We start from the raw sequence: 15,138 nt of genomic DNA, 5'->3' as shown, positions 1-15,138 counted from the left end.
GCCTGGAGCCCTCGGGACGTGGTGCCACATGCCCCACTCCGGCGGGGTCGGCGGGAGCGTGAGTCCCGGTGACCGTGCCGTTGACCGGGAGCATGTGATGACCAGACAGAAATCGTTCAAGACCCGGGTCCGCACCCGGATGGAGAAGACCGGCGAGAGCTACACCACGGCCCGCCGGCAGCTGATCGATCGGGCCACCGCCCAGACCGCGACGCCCGCCGCCCCGCCGCCCGCCGCCCCGCCGCCCGCCGGACCTGCCGCCGCGCAGACCGAGCGGATCACCGACGACCTGATCACCGCCCGGACCGGCCGCGGCTGGGACGAGTGGTTCGCCCTGCTCGACGCCGTGGGCGCCACCGAGCGGACGCACACCCAGATCGCCCGTCACCTGGTGGTCGAGCACGAGGTGCCGGGTTGGTGGGCACAGACCATCACCGTCGGGTACGAGCAGGCGCGCGGCCTGCGCGCGCCCGGTCAACGACGCGGGGGCGGCTTCGAGGCCAGCGCCAGCCGGACGGTGGCGGTCCCGGCGACGCGGCTGTTCGCTGCCTTCGCCGACGAGACGGTTCGCGCCCGTTGGCTGCCCGACGTCGAGGTACGCGTCCGCACCGCCACCGCGCCGCGCAGCTTCCGGGCCGACTGGGCCGGTGGTCCCACCCGGATCGTGGTCGGCGTCGACGCGGTCGGGGAGTCGAAGGCCCGGGTCGCCGTCCTGCACGAGAAGCTGACCACAGCCGAGCAGGCCGCCGAGCTGAAGGCGTACTGGCGGGAGCGGCTCACCGCGTTGAAGGCACTGCTCGAGTCGAACGGAGACCACCGATGACCATGACGTTCATCAACCTGCCGGTGCGCGACCTGACCACCGCCGCCGAGTTCTACCGGGCGCTCGGCTTCACCAGCGACCAGGCCGACCTGGACGGGGACTCCATGGTCCTCACCATCTCCGACAGCACCCGGCTGGTGCTGCACCTGCGCTCCGGCTTCGAGTCGTACACCGGGGTCGCCGCCACCGACACGGAGACCAGCCGGGAGGTCGTCGTCGGGCTGTCGGCGCAGAGCCGCGAGCAGGTCGACGAGCTGGTCGACAAGGCGGCGGTCGCCGGCGGGCAGCCGCTCGGGCCGGGGATGGCCAACGGGCCGATGTACATGCGCGGTTTCCGGGACCTCGACGGCCACCAGTGGTCGTTCCTGCACCTGGCCGGCTGACCGTGCGGCCCGGCGGCGGCCTCCTCGGGCCGTCGCCGGGCACCTCGTCGATTCGGGGTGATCAGTCCGGCAGGTCGGCTGGAGCCAGTCGCCCACCTGGGCGAGCGGCTCGGCGACCGGCGGCGGGTCAGCAGCACCAGCGCCACCACGAGGTACGCCCCGGCGATCAGCGTGAACGCCACCGCATTGCCGGCCGCCGTGGCGAGCAGACCGTAGACGGCGTACGTCACGATGATCAGCACGTCGGTGGCCATCCCCGCCAGGGAGGTGACGGTGGCGCGGCTGGCCCCGGTGATCCGAGCCTGGAGCCGCGCGTCGGCCAGCACGGTGGCCAACTGCGCGGCACCGAAGGCCACCGCGAGCAGCACGAACCCCGCCGGGTGCCGGAGCAGGGCACCGCCGGCCAGCGCGACGCCGACCAGCCCCAACAGCGCCGCGTACCCTCGGCTGCCCAGCCGCTCCCCCGCCGGGGCGAGCAGCCCGCCGACTGTCACCCCGGCCCAGAGCAGCAGGAGCAGCAGGGGTACGGCCTGCGCCCCGACGCCGGTGTCCAGTGCCAGCAGCGGTGTGTACTCGTCCAGGGCACCCCAGTCAGCGGCGACCACGGCCACCAGCAGCACCGCGGCCCGTACCGGCGGATCGGTGCGTACCTGCGCCACTCCGGCGCGCAGCGTGTCCCACCATCCCAGGTCACGATCGTCGTCCGGGTTCGCGGGTGGGACGGTGTCCGGCTCGTCCGGTCGGAGTGGTGCGGCACCCGCCGACCGAGCGGCCAGCGCCGACTCGGGGCCTGGGACGGGCACGGCGGCCGGCGCGCGGTGCTCCGGGAGTTGGGTGGCGACGAGCGTGGCGAGTAGGCAGGCCAGCACGCTGGCCGCGCCGACCGCCGGGTACCCGCCAGCGGCGAGCACCGGGCCGGCGAGCACTCCGGAGAGCACCACGCCCAGCACGCCCGCCGTCCGCGCGCGACCGAGCACCCGGGCGTACCGGTCGACCGCGCCGAGCCGGTCCAACTCGGTCCACACCAACGCTTCCAGCGCACCGGAGACCAACGCGCCGCCGGCGCCCCAGAGCAGGAACCCGACCGCGAAAGCCGGGTACGACGGCACCAGCACCCAGAGCGCGAAACCGGCGGCGGCCACCAGCGGCGCGAGGCACAGCAGCAGCCGGCGGGACACCACGTCGGCCCACACGCCGGAGGGCACCTCGAACAGGATGCCGGCCGCCGACCAGACGACGAAGAGCGACGAGATCTGCCCCACCGACAGCCCGGTGTCGGCGAAGAACACCACGTACAGCGGGTAGAGCAGCACGAGGTCACTGAGGAACGCGTACCCGTAGAGGGTGGTCGTCAGCCGGCGGACCGCCGGGTCGGGCACGCGTGCGGCGATGTGGATCATTAGGCCTTCCCGTGGGAGTGGAGACGGACACCGGACGTGCGGTGCCCGTGGCGGCCCACGGTTTCGGCCTACTGTGCGGGATCAATGTCGCCAGGTCATGCCGGCGATGCTAGCCGCGTCCCGCCGCGTCGGCGAGCGCTTTCGGCGTGCCGGGCGAGAGACCGCGGGGTGGGGTCGCTTCCGGACCCCACCCCGCTGGCATCGCGGCGAATCAGCGGCGGTTCGGGTCGACCGGCGGGATGACCGTGGTGGTCTCGCTGTCCTCGCCGGCCCGCTGTCCGGGCACCGAGCCGCCGGCACCGGTGCCGACCACCTGGGTGGTGTCGGCGTCGGCACCACCGCGGCTGACCACCTGGGTGGTGTCGGCGTCGGCCCGCGCGGCCGGCAACCGCTCGGCGTCCAGGTCGGCCGGGCGGGTCACGATCTGCGTGGCCTCCGGGTCGGCCGGGCGGGTCACGATCTGCGTGGCCTCCGGGTCAGCCGGGCGGGCCACCACCTGCGGATCGGCCGGCACGGTCACCACCTGGGTGGCCTCCGGATCGCTGACCGCCTGCGCCGGGCGGACCGGGTCGGCGGCGGGGGTCGACCGCCGGGCCAGCTCGGCCTCGGCGTCGCGGCGACCGGCCCGGTAGGCGCGGGTGTGCGAGGCGATCACCTGCGACTCCTGCTCCGCACGGCTCAGCCACCCCTCCCAGCGGCTCTGCATCGGACGGATCAGGCCACCACCGACACCCACGACGAGGATGCCGCCGACGGTGGCCAGCACGGCGATCAGCACGGGCGTGGTGACCGCGGTGGCCACCCCGATCTGGTTCAGCGCGGCGATGACGCCGAGACCGAGAATGAACACCGAGGCGATGTTGGCCAGCACCCGGCCGTACGACAGCCCGCCGAGCGCGCCGCTGATGATGTCCTTGACGGCGTTGGCGATGGCGGCGGCGACCACGACGATGACGATCGCGACGAAGGCTCGGGGCAGCCACGAGATCACCGCGGCGAGCAGGTCGGAGATCGGGTTCGGCCCCCAGATGCCGAAGGCGAGCTGGAGGGTGAACAGCAGTACCGCGTAGTAGACGAGCTTCGCGACGATGTCGCTGGCGTCGTACCGGGAGCGACTCAGCGCCCGACGGATGCCGCCGCGTTCGACGGCGCGGTCGAAGCCCACCCGCTCCAGGACCTTCTCCACGATCTTCAACACAGCCTTGGCGATCAGCCAACCAGCCACCAGGATCGCCAGGAAGGCGACGGCCTTGGGCAGGAAGAGCATCACCGAGCGGAGGGCGTCGCCCACCGCGTCGCCGACGTTGTCACTCATCTGGTCATTCCTCTACGCGCAGCCGGGGATGGTCAATTCCCGACCTACCCTCGACCCGACGTGCGGAAACGCCCGCCGCTCACGGCCCGACCGACTGGATCATGGGCTCCGCCCTCTAGCGCGCGGGCAAGTCCTGGCAATATTCTCCGGAGTGCGTGCGGCCACTGGAGCTACTTTTCATCCCCCGCCGTCGGCCGCAGGAGGAGATGTCATGCACGTCGACCATTCCGAAGTGGACCGCCGGACACTGCTGCGGGCCGGTCTCGGCGCCGCCACGGTCGCCGTCGTCGGGAGCGAACTCGCCTTCCCCACCACGGCACAGGCCGCGCCCGGCACCGACCTGGACTGGATCATCAGCTGTGACGAGTGGGCCGCCCGCCCGCCGAAGGACCCGCTGTCGGTGAGCGCCATCGCCACCAACAAGATCATCGTGCATCACATGGCGTTCCCGAACGTCACGGACTACTCCCGCGAGCAGGCGGTCAAGCTGGCCCACGACTGCCAGGACCTGCACATGGACGGCAACGGCTGGTCGGACACCGGCCAGCACTTCACGGTGAGCCGCGGTGGCTACGTGCTGGAGGGCCGTCGCGGCAGCCTGGAGCGCCTCGAAGCCGGCGACCGGCAGATGGTCTCGGCGCACTGTCCGGGCGAGAACGGCCGGGCCATCGGCATCGAGAACGAGGGCACGTACGTCACCGAGACGCCGCCGAAGGCGCTGACGGACTCGCTGGTCAAACTCTGCGTCGCCGTCTGCCGGCAGTACGGGTTGCACGCGTACGACATCTTCGGCCACTGGGACTTCCGCACCACCGAGTGCCCGGGGGCGGCGTTCTACCGGCAGTTCCCCGAGCTGCGGCGACGCGTCCACGCCGCCCTGGGCACCAAGCTCGGTGACGTGCCGGCGCGCCGCTGGCCGGACCTGTGGCGCTTTGTCAACTCCCCCTCGGTCAGGGTGGTGCAGCACCTGCTCGCACACCGGGGCTACGCGGTGACGGTCAGCGGCACGTTCGACGCCGCGACCGTGGCGGCCGTGCAGGACTGGCAGGCCCGTAACGGCATTGCGGTGGACGTGGACGCCACCCTCACCACGCCGACCTGGGAGACCCTCGCTCCGGAACTCAACCAGCACGCCACCGGCGCGCCGGTCACTGCGGTGCAGGAAATCCTCGCCACCAAGGGGTACGCGGTCACCGCGACCGGGGCGTACGACCACGCCACCCGAGCAGCCGTGCAGGACCTGCAGGCGCTGCACGGCCTGCCCCGCAACGGCAAGCTCAGCACGAGCACGTGGTGCGCGGTCGTCGGCGGGTCGGTCCGCCAGTCGTTCCAGCACCGCTGAGCGGTGGTGGCGGTGCGGGTACTCCCGCACCGCCACCCGCCTGCCACCAGCGCGTTGGTGCGGCCGGGGCGGTTTGGCGCATGGCGTGGCCGGAAAGACTGCCGGTATGAGATGGGCCCGTCGAGCCGTACCCGCCGTCGCCACCGCCGTCGCGGCGCTCGCCGCGCGGGATCTGATCCAGCGCGACCACGCGCTGCTGCGCAACTTTCCGGTGCTCGGCCGCGCCCGTTACCTGTTGGAGGCGATCGGTCCGGAGCTTCGGCAGTACATCGTGGCCGGCAACGACGAGGAGCGCCCGTTCACCCGTGACCAGCGCCGCTGGGTGTACGCGTCGGCGAAGCAGGAGAACAACTACTTCGGCTTCGGCACGGACAACGACATCGAGCACACCCGCGGTTACCCGATCATCAAGCACCGCACGTTCGGCCGGGCGGTGCCGCCGTCCGCCCCGACCGCCGGGCACGACGTGCGGTTGCCCTGCGCGAAGGTGCTCGGCGCGGCCCGGGGGCGAGCCCGCGCCTTCCGCCCGGAGTCGGTGGTCAACATCTCCGGGATGAGCTTCGGCTCGCTCTCCGGCAATGCCATCACCGCGCTGAACAAGGGGGCCGCGCTCGCCGGTTGTCTGCAGAACACCGGCGAGGGTGGGCTATCGCCGTACCACCGCAACGGTGGGGAGTTGGTCTTCCAACTCGGCACGGCGTACTTCGGTTGCCGGGACGAGCACGGCCGGTTCAGCCTGGACCGGCTGAAGGACCTCGTCGCCGGCGCGCCCGTGCGGGCCTTGGAGATCAAGCTGAGCCAGGGTGCCAAGCCGAGCCTCGGTGGGCTGCTGCCCGGGGCGAAGGTGTCCGTGGAGATCGCCGCCACCCGGGGCATCCCGGCTGGTGAGGACTGCGTCAGCCCCTCCCGGCACGCCGAGTTCTCCGACTGTGACAGCCTGCTCGACTGGGTGGAACTGTTGGCCGCCGAGACGGGCCTGCCGGTCGGCATCAAGTCGGCGGTCGGCGACCTCGGCTTCTGGCAGGAGCTGGCCACCCTGATGCGCGACACCGACCGGGGCGTCGATTTCGTGACGATCGACGGCGGCGAGGGCGGCACCGGTGCCGCGCCGCTGATCTTCAGCGACTCCGTGTCGCTCCCGTTCCAGCAGGGCTTCTCCCGGGTCTACAAGGTCTTCGCCGAACACGATCTGCACGAGCGGGTGGTCTTCGTCGGCGCCGGCAAACTCGGCCTGCCGGACAACGCCGTCGTGGCGTTCGCGCTCGGCTGCGACATGGTCAACGTGGGTCGGGAGGCGATGCTGTCGATCGGCTGCATCCAGGCCCAGAAGTGCCACACCGACACCTGCCCCACCGGCGTGGCCACGCAGAACACCTGGCTGGCCCGAGGCCTGGACCCGGCGTTGAAGTCGGTCCGGGCCGCCAACTACCTGCGGACGTTACGCCGCGACCTCACCAGGGTCGCCGAGGCCTGCGGGGTGGAACACCCCGGCCTGATCGGCACGGACGCCGTGGAGATCCTGGACGGCCGCACCGGCTCCACCCCACTGCACGAGGTGTACGGCTACCAGCCGGACTGGGGGATGCCCTCGCCGACCGACCAGGCGGAGATCATTCGGCTGATGGCGCCGGAGGCGCCGCGGGGCGGCAGCGCCCCGCCCTCGGCCACCGCCGTCGGGTGAGCCGCAGCCCTGCCGCGCTGGTCCGAGTGCGGGCCGGTACATGGCCGGCCTGGTCCGCGAGGTGACCCGACCCTGACGTGGCCTCGACGTGACGTCCGGCGCGCGACGTGGGCGACTTGCTGCCCGGCGCAGCACCCAGCCCGACACCCGACCGGCGCACGTCATGGGCGGATCCCGATGCCATGCCCCGACGAGCGATCCCGACACCCGACCAGCGCACGACATGGGCGGATCCCGATGCCATGCCCCGACGAGCGATCCCGACACCCGACCAGCGCACGACATGGGCGGATCCCGAGGCCATGCCCCGACGAGCGATATACCTGTGAGTCATAACTATGACCCACAGGTATATCCCTTCTCCGCGACATGCCTTCCGGCTGCCGTGCGCGGGTCGACGAGGACCAGGTCACCGGCAACGCCCGGCGTCGGCAGCTCGACGACGGCCCGTCACCGGTGATCGTCGGCGATAAACACGTGGAGCCGCCGTCGACGACACCCGTATCGTGGCGCGGTGCTGATCAGACGCGAGACGCCCGCCGACGCCGATGCCATCCGGGCGGTACACGCCGCCGCCTTCGCCAGGGCCACGGGCGACGGCGCGGCGGTCGAGGGAACGCCCGGCCAGGCCACGCCCGGCCAGGCCACGCCCGTCGAGGTAACGCCCGCCCAGGCCACGCCCACCCAGGCCACGCCCGTCGAGGTAATCCTTGTCGACGCGCTGCGCGCCGACGAGGGCTGGCTGCCCGCGTACTCCCTGGTGGCGACCGATTCGGACGGCCGGGTGGTGGGGCACGTGGTGGCCACCCGCGGCCGGGTGGCCGGTGAGCCGGTCGCGTTGGGCCTGGGGCCGCTCGGGGTGCTGCCGGAATGGCAGCGGCGCGGCGTCGGCAGCGCGTTGATGCACGCGGTGCTCGGCGCGGCCGATGCCCGCGACGAACCGCTCGTCGTGCTGCTCGGACACCCCGACTACTATCCGCGCTTCGGGTTCCGGCCAGCCGTCGAGGTGGGCGTCACCCCGCCACAGCCATGGGGGCCGCAGTACTTCATGGCCCGCCCGATGAACGCCTGGCGCGAGTCGATCCGGGGCGAGTTCCGCTACGCGTCCCCGTTCGACGACCTGTGATCCCACCGCGTATCCGCCGGCGGCGTGCCACCGACCTCGACGGCTGCGTCGCGGCGCTCGCCGAAGTCCACCGGGTCGACAGGTATCCGCTGAACTGGCCCACCGACCCACACCGCTGGCTGCGCGAACCACACCCGGCACGCGCCTGGGTCGCCGCCGACGCCGACGCCGCAATTGTCGGGCACGTCGCGGTACACCGGCTGCCCGGCCCGGCGACCGGGCCGCCGGCCCGACCGACGGCCGAGGTCGCACGTCTCTTCGTGCTGCCGGCCGCCCGAGGGCTGGCGCTGGGCAGCGCACTACTGGCGCGGGCACGGCACTGGGCGAGCGCCCGCGGAACCGATCTGGTGCTCGACGTGACCTGCGGCGACGCCGCGGCCACCGCCCTCTACGAGCGCACCGGCTGGCGGTGCACCGGCGTCAGCGTCGCACCGTGGACCGCCCCGGACGGCAGCCCGGTGTCACTACGCCACTACACGCTGCGCTCCGACACCGTCCCGGCCATCGCCGCGAGGCGGCGGGCGAGCAGGCCGGCGGCCTCGCGCAGTTCCGGAGGCTCCAACACCTCCACCTCGTAGTCCAGGCGTGCGAGGTGCGCGGCCAGCCAGTCCAGGCTCTCGCCGCCCACGACCAGCACACACCACCCGTCGCGGTCGTCCTCGACACGCCCCACCTGGGGCGGCACCAACGCCCGCACCCGGTCGGGCTGGGCGTGCACCCGCGCCCGGGCCACGTACCGGTACGGCGCCCCGGTCACCGACTGTTGCACGAAGGTGACCGGATCCGGGTGTTCACGTGCCCGGAACCGCCAGGTCGTCGGCACCGCGGCGCCCATCCGGTCCAGGCGGAACGTACGCCAGTCGTCGCGGTCGACGTCCCAGGCCATCAGATACCAGCGGCGACCTGTCGTGACCATCCGGACCGGCTCGACCGTCCGCTCCTCCTGCCCGCCGTCGCGGGCGGTGTAGCTGAACCGGACCCGCACGGCGTCGCGACAGGCCCGTGCGAGAGTCACCAGCAACTCCGCGTCGATCTCGGCCACCGGACCGACAAGTGTCTCCGTGGCACCGTGTACGGCCCGCACCTCGGCGCGCAGCCGCGACGGCATCACCTGGTCGAGCTTCGCGAGCGCCCGCAACGCCGCCTCGCCCGCACCGGCGACCGTGCCGCCCGAGGCGAGCCGCAGGGAGACCGCTGTCGCGATCGCCTCCTCGTCGTCGAGGAGCAGCGGCGGCAGCCGGGTGCCCGCGCCGAGTTGGTAGCCGCCCCCGACGCCCGCCGCCGCGTACACGGGGTAGCCCAGCACACGCAGACGCTGCACGTCACGGCGCACACAGCGGCTGGTGACCCCCAGTTCGGCGGCGAGCTCGGCGGCCGTCCAGGATGGCCGCCGTTGCAGCAGCGCCAACAGCCGAAGGACCCGCTCGGTGGTCGCCTCGACGCGCATGCGCCGATCGTTGCACGAATAGCGGAACGATCCTGTCCGCTATCCGCGAGAGGCTGCAGATCATGACCGACCCGACCAGGACACAAGGAGCTGACATGGCCCGCGACATACAGATCACGTTCGACTGCGCCGATCCCGCGGGGCTTGCGACATTCTGGGCCGAGGCGCTCCGCTACCAGGTGCAGGCTCCACCCGGAGACTTCGAAACGTGGGACCAGGCGCTGGACGCGATGGGTGTGCCGCCGGAGCACCGCAACGACGCGTCCGCGGTGGTCGACCCCGACGGCTCGGGGCCTCGGCTGTTCTTCCAGAAGGTGCCGGAGCCCAAGCGGGTCAAGAACCGCGTACACGTCGATGTGCGGGCCGCGCCCGGCCTGGCCGGCGACGAGCGGATGGCGGCCCTGGAGGCGGAGGCGGATCGGCTCGTCGCGTACGGCGCCACCCGGCTCGATCGACACGAGCCCGCTCCCCCGCTGGGCGCCGGTCACCTCATCATGGCCGACCCCGAGGGCAACGAGTTCTGCCTGGACTGACCCGGGCGTTCACCCAGCTCACCGCCGTCGCCGCCGGACGCCATGCGAACATGTGTACGTGTCGTCCGGCGCCCACATCCTGCATGCCGACCTGGACGCGTTCTACGCGTCGGTCGAGCAGCGTGACGACCCGCGCCTGCGCGGGCGGCCGGTCATCGTCGGCGGAGGCGTGGTCCTCGCGGCCAGCTACGAGGCGAAGGCGCGGGGCGTACGCAGCGCGATGGGCGGCCAGCAGGCGCGCCGCCTGTGTCCCGACGCGATCGTGGTGCCGCCCCGGATGTCGGCGTACACGGAGGCGAGCCGCGCGGTCTTCGACATCTTCCGACAGACCAGCCCACTGGTGGAGGGGCTCTCCATCGACGAGGCGTTCCTGGACGTGGGTGGCCTGTGGCGGCTGGTCGGGCCACCGGCCGAGATCGCCGAGCGGCTGCGCCAGGAGGTCCGGGCCCGGGTCCGCCTGCCGATCACGGTGGGGGTGGCCCGCACGAAGTTCCTGGCGAAGGTGGCCAGTGGGGTGGCGAAACCGGACGGGCTGCTGGTGGTCGCACCGGAAGCCGAGTTGGCGTTCCTGCACCCGCTGCCGGTCGAACGGTTGTGGGGCGTCGGCCCGGTCACCTCGGCCAAGTTGCGGGAGCACCGGATCCGTACCGTCGGCGAGGTGGCCCGGCTGGGCGAGGCCGCGTTGGTGTCCCTGCTCGGGTCGGGCGCGGGGCGGCACCTGCACGCGTTGGCGCACAACCGCGACCCCCGGTCGGTGCAGGTCGGACGCCGACGCGGTTCGATGGGCGCGCAGCACGCGTTGAGCCGTAGCCCACATGCCCCGGCGGAGTTGGATGCCATCCTCGCCGGCCTGGTCGATCGGGTCTCCCGGCGGATGCGGGCGGCCGGGCGGGCCGGACGCACGGTGACGCTGCGGCTACGTTTCGGCGACTACACCCGGGCGACCCGCTCGCACACCGTGCGCAAGGCGACCGCCGACACGACGCCGCTGCTCGCCGCCGCGCGGACACTGCTACGGGCCGCACTGACCGAGATCGATCGGCGCGGTGTGACATTGATCGGTGTCTCGGTGGGCAATCTGGACGACAGCCCGGTGCAGCCGGAGCTGCCGTTCCACCGCGACCCGGGTGCCGAGCTGGATGCCGCGGTGGACGCAGTCCGCGACCGGTTCGGATCGGCGGCGCTCACCCGCGCGGTCCTGCTCGGCCGGGACCCGGGCGTGGAGATGCCGCTGCTGCCGGATTGACCGATCTGCGTGCCGCGTCCCGGCAGCCGCTGCGACCGGAGACACATCACAGCAGGTCGGCGGTTTAACCCACGGCTGACGGGTGACCCTTGTGGGGTACAGCCTGACAAGGGGGGACCCACAATGTCCGACGACGACACCAGCAACCGACCGAGTCGCCGCGCCGAGCGCCCGCACGACGTGACCGATCCTCTGCTGTGGCAGCTGGCGATCGACGTGCTGAGCGCCCACGAGCCGGACGACGAGGGTCACTGCCGCAACCTCCAGTGCGCCGGGCAGTCCTGGCCGTGCGCGGCCCGCAACGGCGCCGAGCAGTCGCTGCGACTGGCCCGCAGCACCCCGAACGCGGTCGAGATGACCGACGAGGGCGACACGGGCTGGCCCGGGGAGAGCGCCGCACCGGCCCCCCGATGGGGTTGGAATGCCGGCCCGGCCGCGTCGCACCGCGGGTCGAAGGCGTCCGCCTCCGCTGCGTGACCCCAGCACCCAAGGGGTACGACGCTCGGGCTGAGCACACCACACGCACGAACGCTCGGCCGGTGACCCGGCCGAGCGTTCGGCAGTGACAGCGCAGCCACGCCGATCAGCTCTCGTGGCGCAGCCACGCCGATCAGCTCTCGTGGCGCAGCCACGCCGTGATGCGACGCAGCAGCTCCACGTGCCCCGGCGACTCGTACGACCGGGCGTCGTGACCGAGTGCGTCGTAGACGATCCGGCTGCTCCCGGCCGTGCGCGCCCAGACCAGTGGGTGGGTGGCGCCCCCCTCGTCGTGGACGTAGAGAGTCTCGACGTCGACGCCATCGATCAACTCCAGGTCGGTGTAGCGCTCGTCGTGCACCTCGAAGTCCGCGAGACCGGCCGTGATCGGGTGCGCGACGTCGGTGCGGCGGATGAGGCTCGGCCCGATCGGCGGGTGGAAGGTCCGGCCGTGGTCCCAGGCGGCACCGACCGTGGACCGCCAGGTCGCGAGCTGGGGAAACGCGATCGTCGCGCTGTGCTGGGCGAGCAGGCTGCCGCCACCGGCCAGGAAGTCGTCGAGGACCCGGCCGAACTTCTCGTCCTCCGGGATCGGGGCCGTGCGGTCGGCGCTGGCGTTCACCACCAGCAGGCGGGCGCCGTCGAGTGCGGCTGCGAGGTGGTCGACGGTGGTCACGATCGCCACCTGGCCCGCGTCTCCGACGAGGTTGGCGATCGCCGCGCTGGTCTCCGCCAACGGGTGCCAGGGATCGGCGTGCGGGCCCTCCCCGCTGAAGATCACCGTGTCAACCGACATGATCATGCTCCGCTCATCATTTGGATGATTTTCGAAATCACGAAATCAAAGCTAGCATGGCGTCCATGAGAGCCCTCCACCATCCCGATCTCGCCTCGGTCGACCTCGCCACCGTGCTCGGCGCCCTCGCCGACCCGGTGCGCCTGAGTGTCGTACGACAGTTGGCGCAGGCCGGTGGCGTCGTCTGCGGACAATTCGACGCGTTGTCCGAGGTGAGCATCTCCACGCTGTCGCACCACCTGAAGGTGCTGCGGGCAGCCGGCGTCCTCCGCGTCACGCCGAACGGCAGCTTCCGCCGGCACGAACTACGTGCCGACGAGATCAATGACCGGTTTCCCGGGCTCCTCGCCGCGATCATCGCCAACCTCGACGTACCCGAACGAGTGGGAGTCCCCGCATGAGCGACACCGAACCGGCCGGGCGGAGCGGACCGCCAACCCTGGGCCTGTCCGCCGACGAGGTCCTGAGCACGACCCGCGCCGTCCGCAAGCGTCTCGACCTGGGGCGCCCCGTCCCCCGTGACGTGATCGAGGACTGCCTGCGCATCGCGCTGCAGGCACCCAGCGGCCGCAACAGGCAGCGCTGGGACTTCATCTTCGTCGAGGACCCGCAGACCCGGGCCGCCGTCGCCCGACTGTGGCGACTCGGCCTGATGGCGCCGCCACCGGCGTCGGGCGGCACCGGGCCGGCCTTCAGTCGGATGAACTTCGCCTCCGAGCAGTGGGACCGGATCGCCGGCAGCCTGCAACACCTCGCGGACCACCTGCACGAGGTCCCGTTGCTGCTCATCCCCTGTCTGCGGGTCGAGTCCCGCGCCGAGTTGAGCAGCGTGCGCGGGCAGGCCGGGGCCTGGGGTTCGGTCATCCCGGCGTTCTGGAGTTTCATGCTGGCCGCCCGGGAACGAGGGCTCGGCACCGCGTGGACCACGAGCCATCTCAGCTACGAACGGGAGATGGCCGACCTGCTCGGCATCCCCTACGACACCGTCGTGCAGGTTGCGCTCACGCCGGTGGCGTACACCCTGGGCACGGACTTCAAGCCCGGTCCGCGGGCCGACGCGGACGGGTTCGCCCACTGGAACCGCTGGTAGCGGGCCGCCGCCGCGCGCCACCGACAGCGACGACCAACAGGGCCACGGACAGCAACGGAAACCAGTCTCCGGTACGCGAATAGACCGTGCCCCATCCCCTGGTCGGGGCGTCAGCGACCAGCAACTCCGCGTCACCGGCCCGGTCCTCGCCCCACAGCCTGCCAGCGGCGTCGGAGACCGTCAGCCGGCCGGACACGGCAGCACGGACCACGGTGAGCCCGCTCTCCACACCCCGAACCAGGGCGATACGGCTGTGCAGCCAGCCGTCGGAGGTGAAGTCCAGGGCGGGAACGAGCAGCACCGACGCGCCGGCCGCCCGATACCGCCGGACCAGACCGGGGTAGTCGAGGTCCTTGCAGATCGCGACGCCGAACCGGCCCTGCACGATCACCTCGTCGTCACCAGGCGTCAGCCACTCCTCCAGGCCGGGGATCAGGTGCTGTTTGTCGTACGTGGTGATCGCTCCGGACGGGTCCAGCACCAGCGCGACGTTGCTCGCCGTGCCGGCCCGCCGCAGCACCGCGCCGACGATGACCTGAGCCCCGTTCTGCCGCAGCGCGTCCACGAGCAGGGGCAACGTCGTGTCCGTCACCGCGAACACCTTCTCCGGCAGCACGACGACGCGTGCCCCCCGATCGACCAGGCCCGTGACCCGCGCACCGTAGCGGGCGAGCAGGTCCCGGCCGACCGGCTCGTCGATCGGAAGCCCGTCCTCGGGTTGCCGCAGGGCGACCAGGCCGACGGTCAGCGGCGCGGCTCGCTCCGGGGACCGGTGCAGCGACCAGGCCGACCACGTGCCGACGCCGACCAGGAGGGCGAGCAGGCACGCGAGGGCGGGGCGTGGACCGCCGAGCCGGCCGACGCGGGTCGGTCGTGCGCCGCCGAGCAGGGCGGCGAGGGCGATCGGGACGGCGAACAGCAGGTAGGTGACGCCCCAGACGCCGGTGAGGGCGGTCACCTGGATGACCGCACGGACGTCGGCCTGCGTGTAGGCGAGGCTCCACCACGCGCCGTGCGGGAACAGGTGGGACGCGCCGTACTCGCCCAGCACCCAGAGGGACGGCACGGTGAGGACGGCGGTCACGGTCCGCCCGCGCAGCAGCAACTCCCGGGCGAGCAGGACCGTGCCGCCCGCCAGGCCGAGACCAAGGCCGAGCACACCGGCCACCCCGGGGACCGGTAGGCGCAGGGTGTCGAGGTAGTACCCCACCATGCCGAGCTGGCCGATCGACCAGGCGAGGATCGTCGCGCCGAGCGCGGTCCTCGGGCGTACCCGCAGCGAGGCGAGGAGCAACGGAATCGGGGCGAGCCAGGTCAGCGCGGCGACGGGGTGCAGCCCGGTACCACCGAGCCAGAGCAGGCCGCTGAGCAGCGCGGCGACGATCGTCATCATGCGTCGATCGTGCGGCCGGAGCGGCGGGGGCGGATCGCCGTACGGACCGGGTGCGATCTGGTCCCGTGGAGGGAGGCGCGGGAGCG

At 72.4% G+C, this 15,138-nt stretch carries 15 protein-coding genes and 1 pseudogene; 11 read left to right on the top strand and 5 right to left on the bottom strand.

Translation table 11 applies throughout. From position 1 onward, the window contains the following. The first annotated feature begins 97 nt into the window (after positions 1-97). Both AB0C25_RS18505 and AB0C25_RS18500 read left to right on the top strand, forming a co-directional pair. Positions 98-823 carry a hypothetical protein gene (locus AB0C25_RS18505; RefSeq protein WP_357374603.1) on the top strand — a complete coding sequence of 242 codons (726 nt, stop codon included), beginning with the start codon at positions 98-100 and terminating at the stop codon, positions 821-823. Beyond that, positions 820-1,206 (top strand): VOC family protein, encoded by a 387-nt coding sequence (locus AB0C25_RS18500; RefSeq protein WP_357374601.1) that lies wholly within the window; start codon positions 820-822, stop codon positions 1,204-1,206. The genes AB0C25_RS18505 and AB0C25_RS18500 overlap by 4 nt, the downstream gene beginning before the upstream one ends. Before the next feature lie 131 nt (positions 1,207-1,337). Here the strand turns inward: AB0C25_RS18500 and AB0C25_RS18495 are convergent. Next, positions 1,338-2,606 (bottom strand): annotated as a pseudogene (locus AB0C25_RS18495) (MFS transporter); the annotation flags it as partial. A 211-nt stretch (positions 2,607-2,817) separates the two neighbouring features. Further along, positions 2,818-3,921, bottom strand: coding sequence for a hypothetical protein (locus tag AB0C25_RS18490; protein WP_357374599.1), 1,104 nt, complete (start codon positions 3,919-3,921; stop codon positions 2,818-2,820). A 211-nt stretch (positions 3,922-4,132) separates the two neighbouring features. Between AB0C25_RS18490 and AB0C25_RS18485 the strand changes: the two genes are divergently transcribed. From AB0C25_RS18485 to AB0C25_RS18470, 4 genes are all read left to right on the top strand, one after another. After that, positions 4,133-5,263, top strand: coding sequence for an N-acetylmuramoyl-L-alanine amidase (locus tag AB0C25_RS18485; RefSeq protein WP_357374597.1), 1,131 nt, complete (start codon positions 4,133-4,135; stop codon positions 5,261-5,263). A gap of 106 nt (positions 5,264-5,369) precedes the next feature. Further along, entirely contained in the window at positions 5,370-6,944 is a 1,575-nt protein-coding gene (locus AB0C25_RS18480; RefSeq protein WP_357374595.1) for an FMN-binding glutamate synthase family protein, read from the top strand. A gap of 514 nt (positions 6,945-7,458) precedes the next feature. After that, entirely contained in the window at positions 7,459-8,070 is a 612-nt protein-coding gene (locus tag AB0C25_RS18475; protein WP_357374593.1) for an N-acetyltransferase, read from the top strand. After that, the gene (locus AB0C25_RS18470; protein WP_357374591.1) at positions 8,067-8,648 is read left to right on the top strand and encodes a GNAT family N-acetyltransferase; all 582 of its coding nucleotides are present in this window, start codon (positions 8,067-8,069) and stop codon (positions 8,646-8,648) included. The genes AB0C25_RS18475 and AB0C25_RS18470 overlap by 4 nt, the downstream gene beginning before the upstream one ends. Here the strand turns inward: AB0C25_RS18470 and AB0C25_RS18465 are convergent. After that, the gene (locus AB0C25_RS18465) at positions 8,543-9,517 is read right to left on the bottom strand and encodes a YafY family protein (RefSeq protein WP_357374588.1); all 975 of its coding nucleotides are present in this window, start codon (positions 9,515-9,517) and stop codon (positions 8,543-8,545) included. The genes AB0C25_RS18470 and AB0C25_RS18465 overlap by 106 nt on opposite strands. Before the next feature lie 95 nt (positions 9,518-9,612). Here AB0C25_RS18465 and AB0C25_RS18460 point away from each other — a divergent pair, with 95 nt between their 5' ends. The 3 genes from AB0C25_RS18460 to AB0C25_RS18450 all read left to right on the top strand — a co-directional run bounded on the left by AB0C25_RS18460 (position 9,613) and on the right by AB0C25_RS18450 (position 11,773). Continuing rightward, positions 9,613-10,050, top strand: coding sequence for a VOC family protein (locus AB0C25_RS18460; RefSeq protein WP_357374586.1), 438 nt, complete (start codon positions 9,613-9,615; stop codon positions 10,048-10,050). A gap of 58 nt (positions 10,051-10,108) precedes the next feature. Beyond that, positions 10,109-11,296: a DNA polymerase IV gene (gene dinB / locus AB0C25_RS18455; RefSeq protein ID WP_357374583.1), complete on the top strand. Its 1,188-nt coding sequence runs from the start codon at positions 10,109-10,111 to the stop codon at positions 11,294-11,296. A 123-nt stretch (positions 11,297-11,419) separates the two neighbouring features. Continuing rightward, complete coding sequence (locus AB0C25_RS18450) at positions 11,420-11,773, top strand: hypothetical protein (protein WP_357374581.1); 354 nt, start codon at positions 11,420-11,422, stop codon at positions 11,771-11,773. Between the two features lie 133 nt (positions 11,774-11,906). On the opposite strand, the gene AB0C25_RS18445 is transcribed toward AB0C25_RS18450, so the two are convergent. After that, on the bottom strand, positions 11,907-12,569 hold the full coding sequence (locus AB0C25_RS18445; protein ID WP_357374579.1) for a ThuA domain-containing protein: 663 nt from the start codon (positions 12,567-12,569) through the stop codon (positions 11,907-11,909). 65 nt (positions 12,570-12,634) lie between these two features. Between AB0C25_RS18445 and AB0C25_RS18440 the strand changes: the two genes are divergently transcribed. Together AB0C25_RS18440 and AB0C25_RS18435 are read left to right on the top strand one after the other, a co-directional pair. Continuing rightward, positions 12,635-12,970, top strand: a complete 336-nt coding sequence (locus tag AB0C25_RS18440) for a helix-turn-helix domain-containing protein (protein WP_357374576.1) — start codon at positions 12,635-12,637, stop codon at positions 12,968-12,970. Further along, positions 12,967-13,659, top strand: a complete 693-nt coding sequence (locus AB0C25_RS18435) for a nitroreductase family protein (RefSeq protein WP_357374574.1) — start codon at positions 12,967-12,969, stop codon at positions 13,657-13,659. Before AB0C25_RS18440 ends, AB0C25_RS18435 begins: the two co-directional genes overlap by 4 nt. On the opposite strand, the gene AB0C25_RS18430 is transcribed toward AB0C25_RS18435, so the two are convergent. Further along, entirely contained in the window at positions 13,604-15,052 is a 1,449-nt protein-coding gene (locus tag AB0C25_RS18430; protein WP_357374572.1) for a nitrilase-related carbon-nitrogen hydrolase, read from the bottom strand. The two genes, AB0C25_RS18435 and AB0C25_RS18430, sit on opposite strands and share 56 nt — an antisense overlap. Between the last annotated feature and the right edge of the window lie 86 nt (positions 15,053-15,138).

The organism is Micromonospora sp. NPDC048839, from assembly GCF_040649915.1.
Taxonomy (GTDB): domain Bacteria; phylum Actinomycetota; class Actinomycetes; order Mycobacteriales; family Micromonosporaceae; genus Micromonospora.
This window is presented reverse-complemented; position numbering and strand designations above follow the sequence as displayed.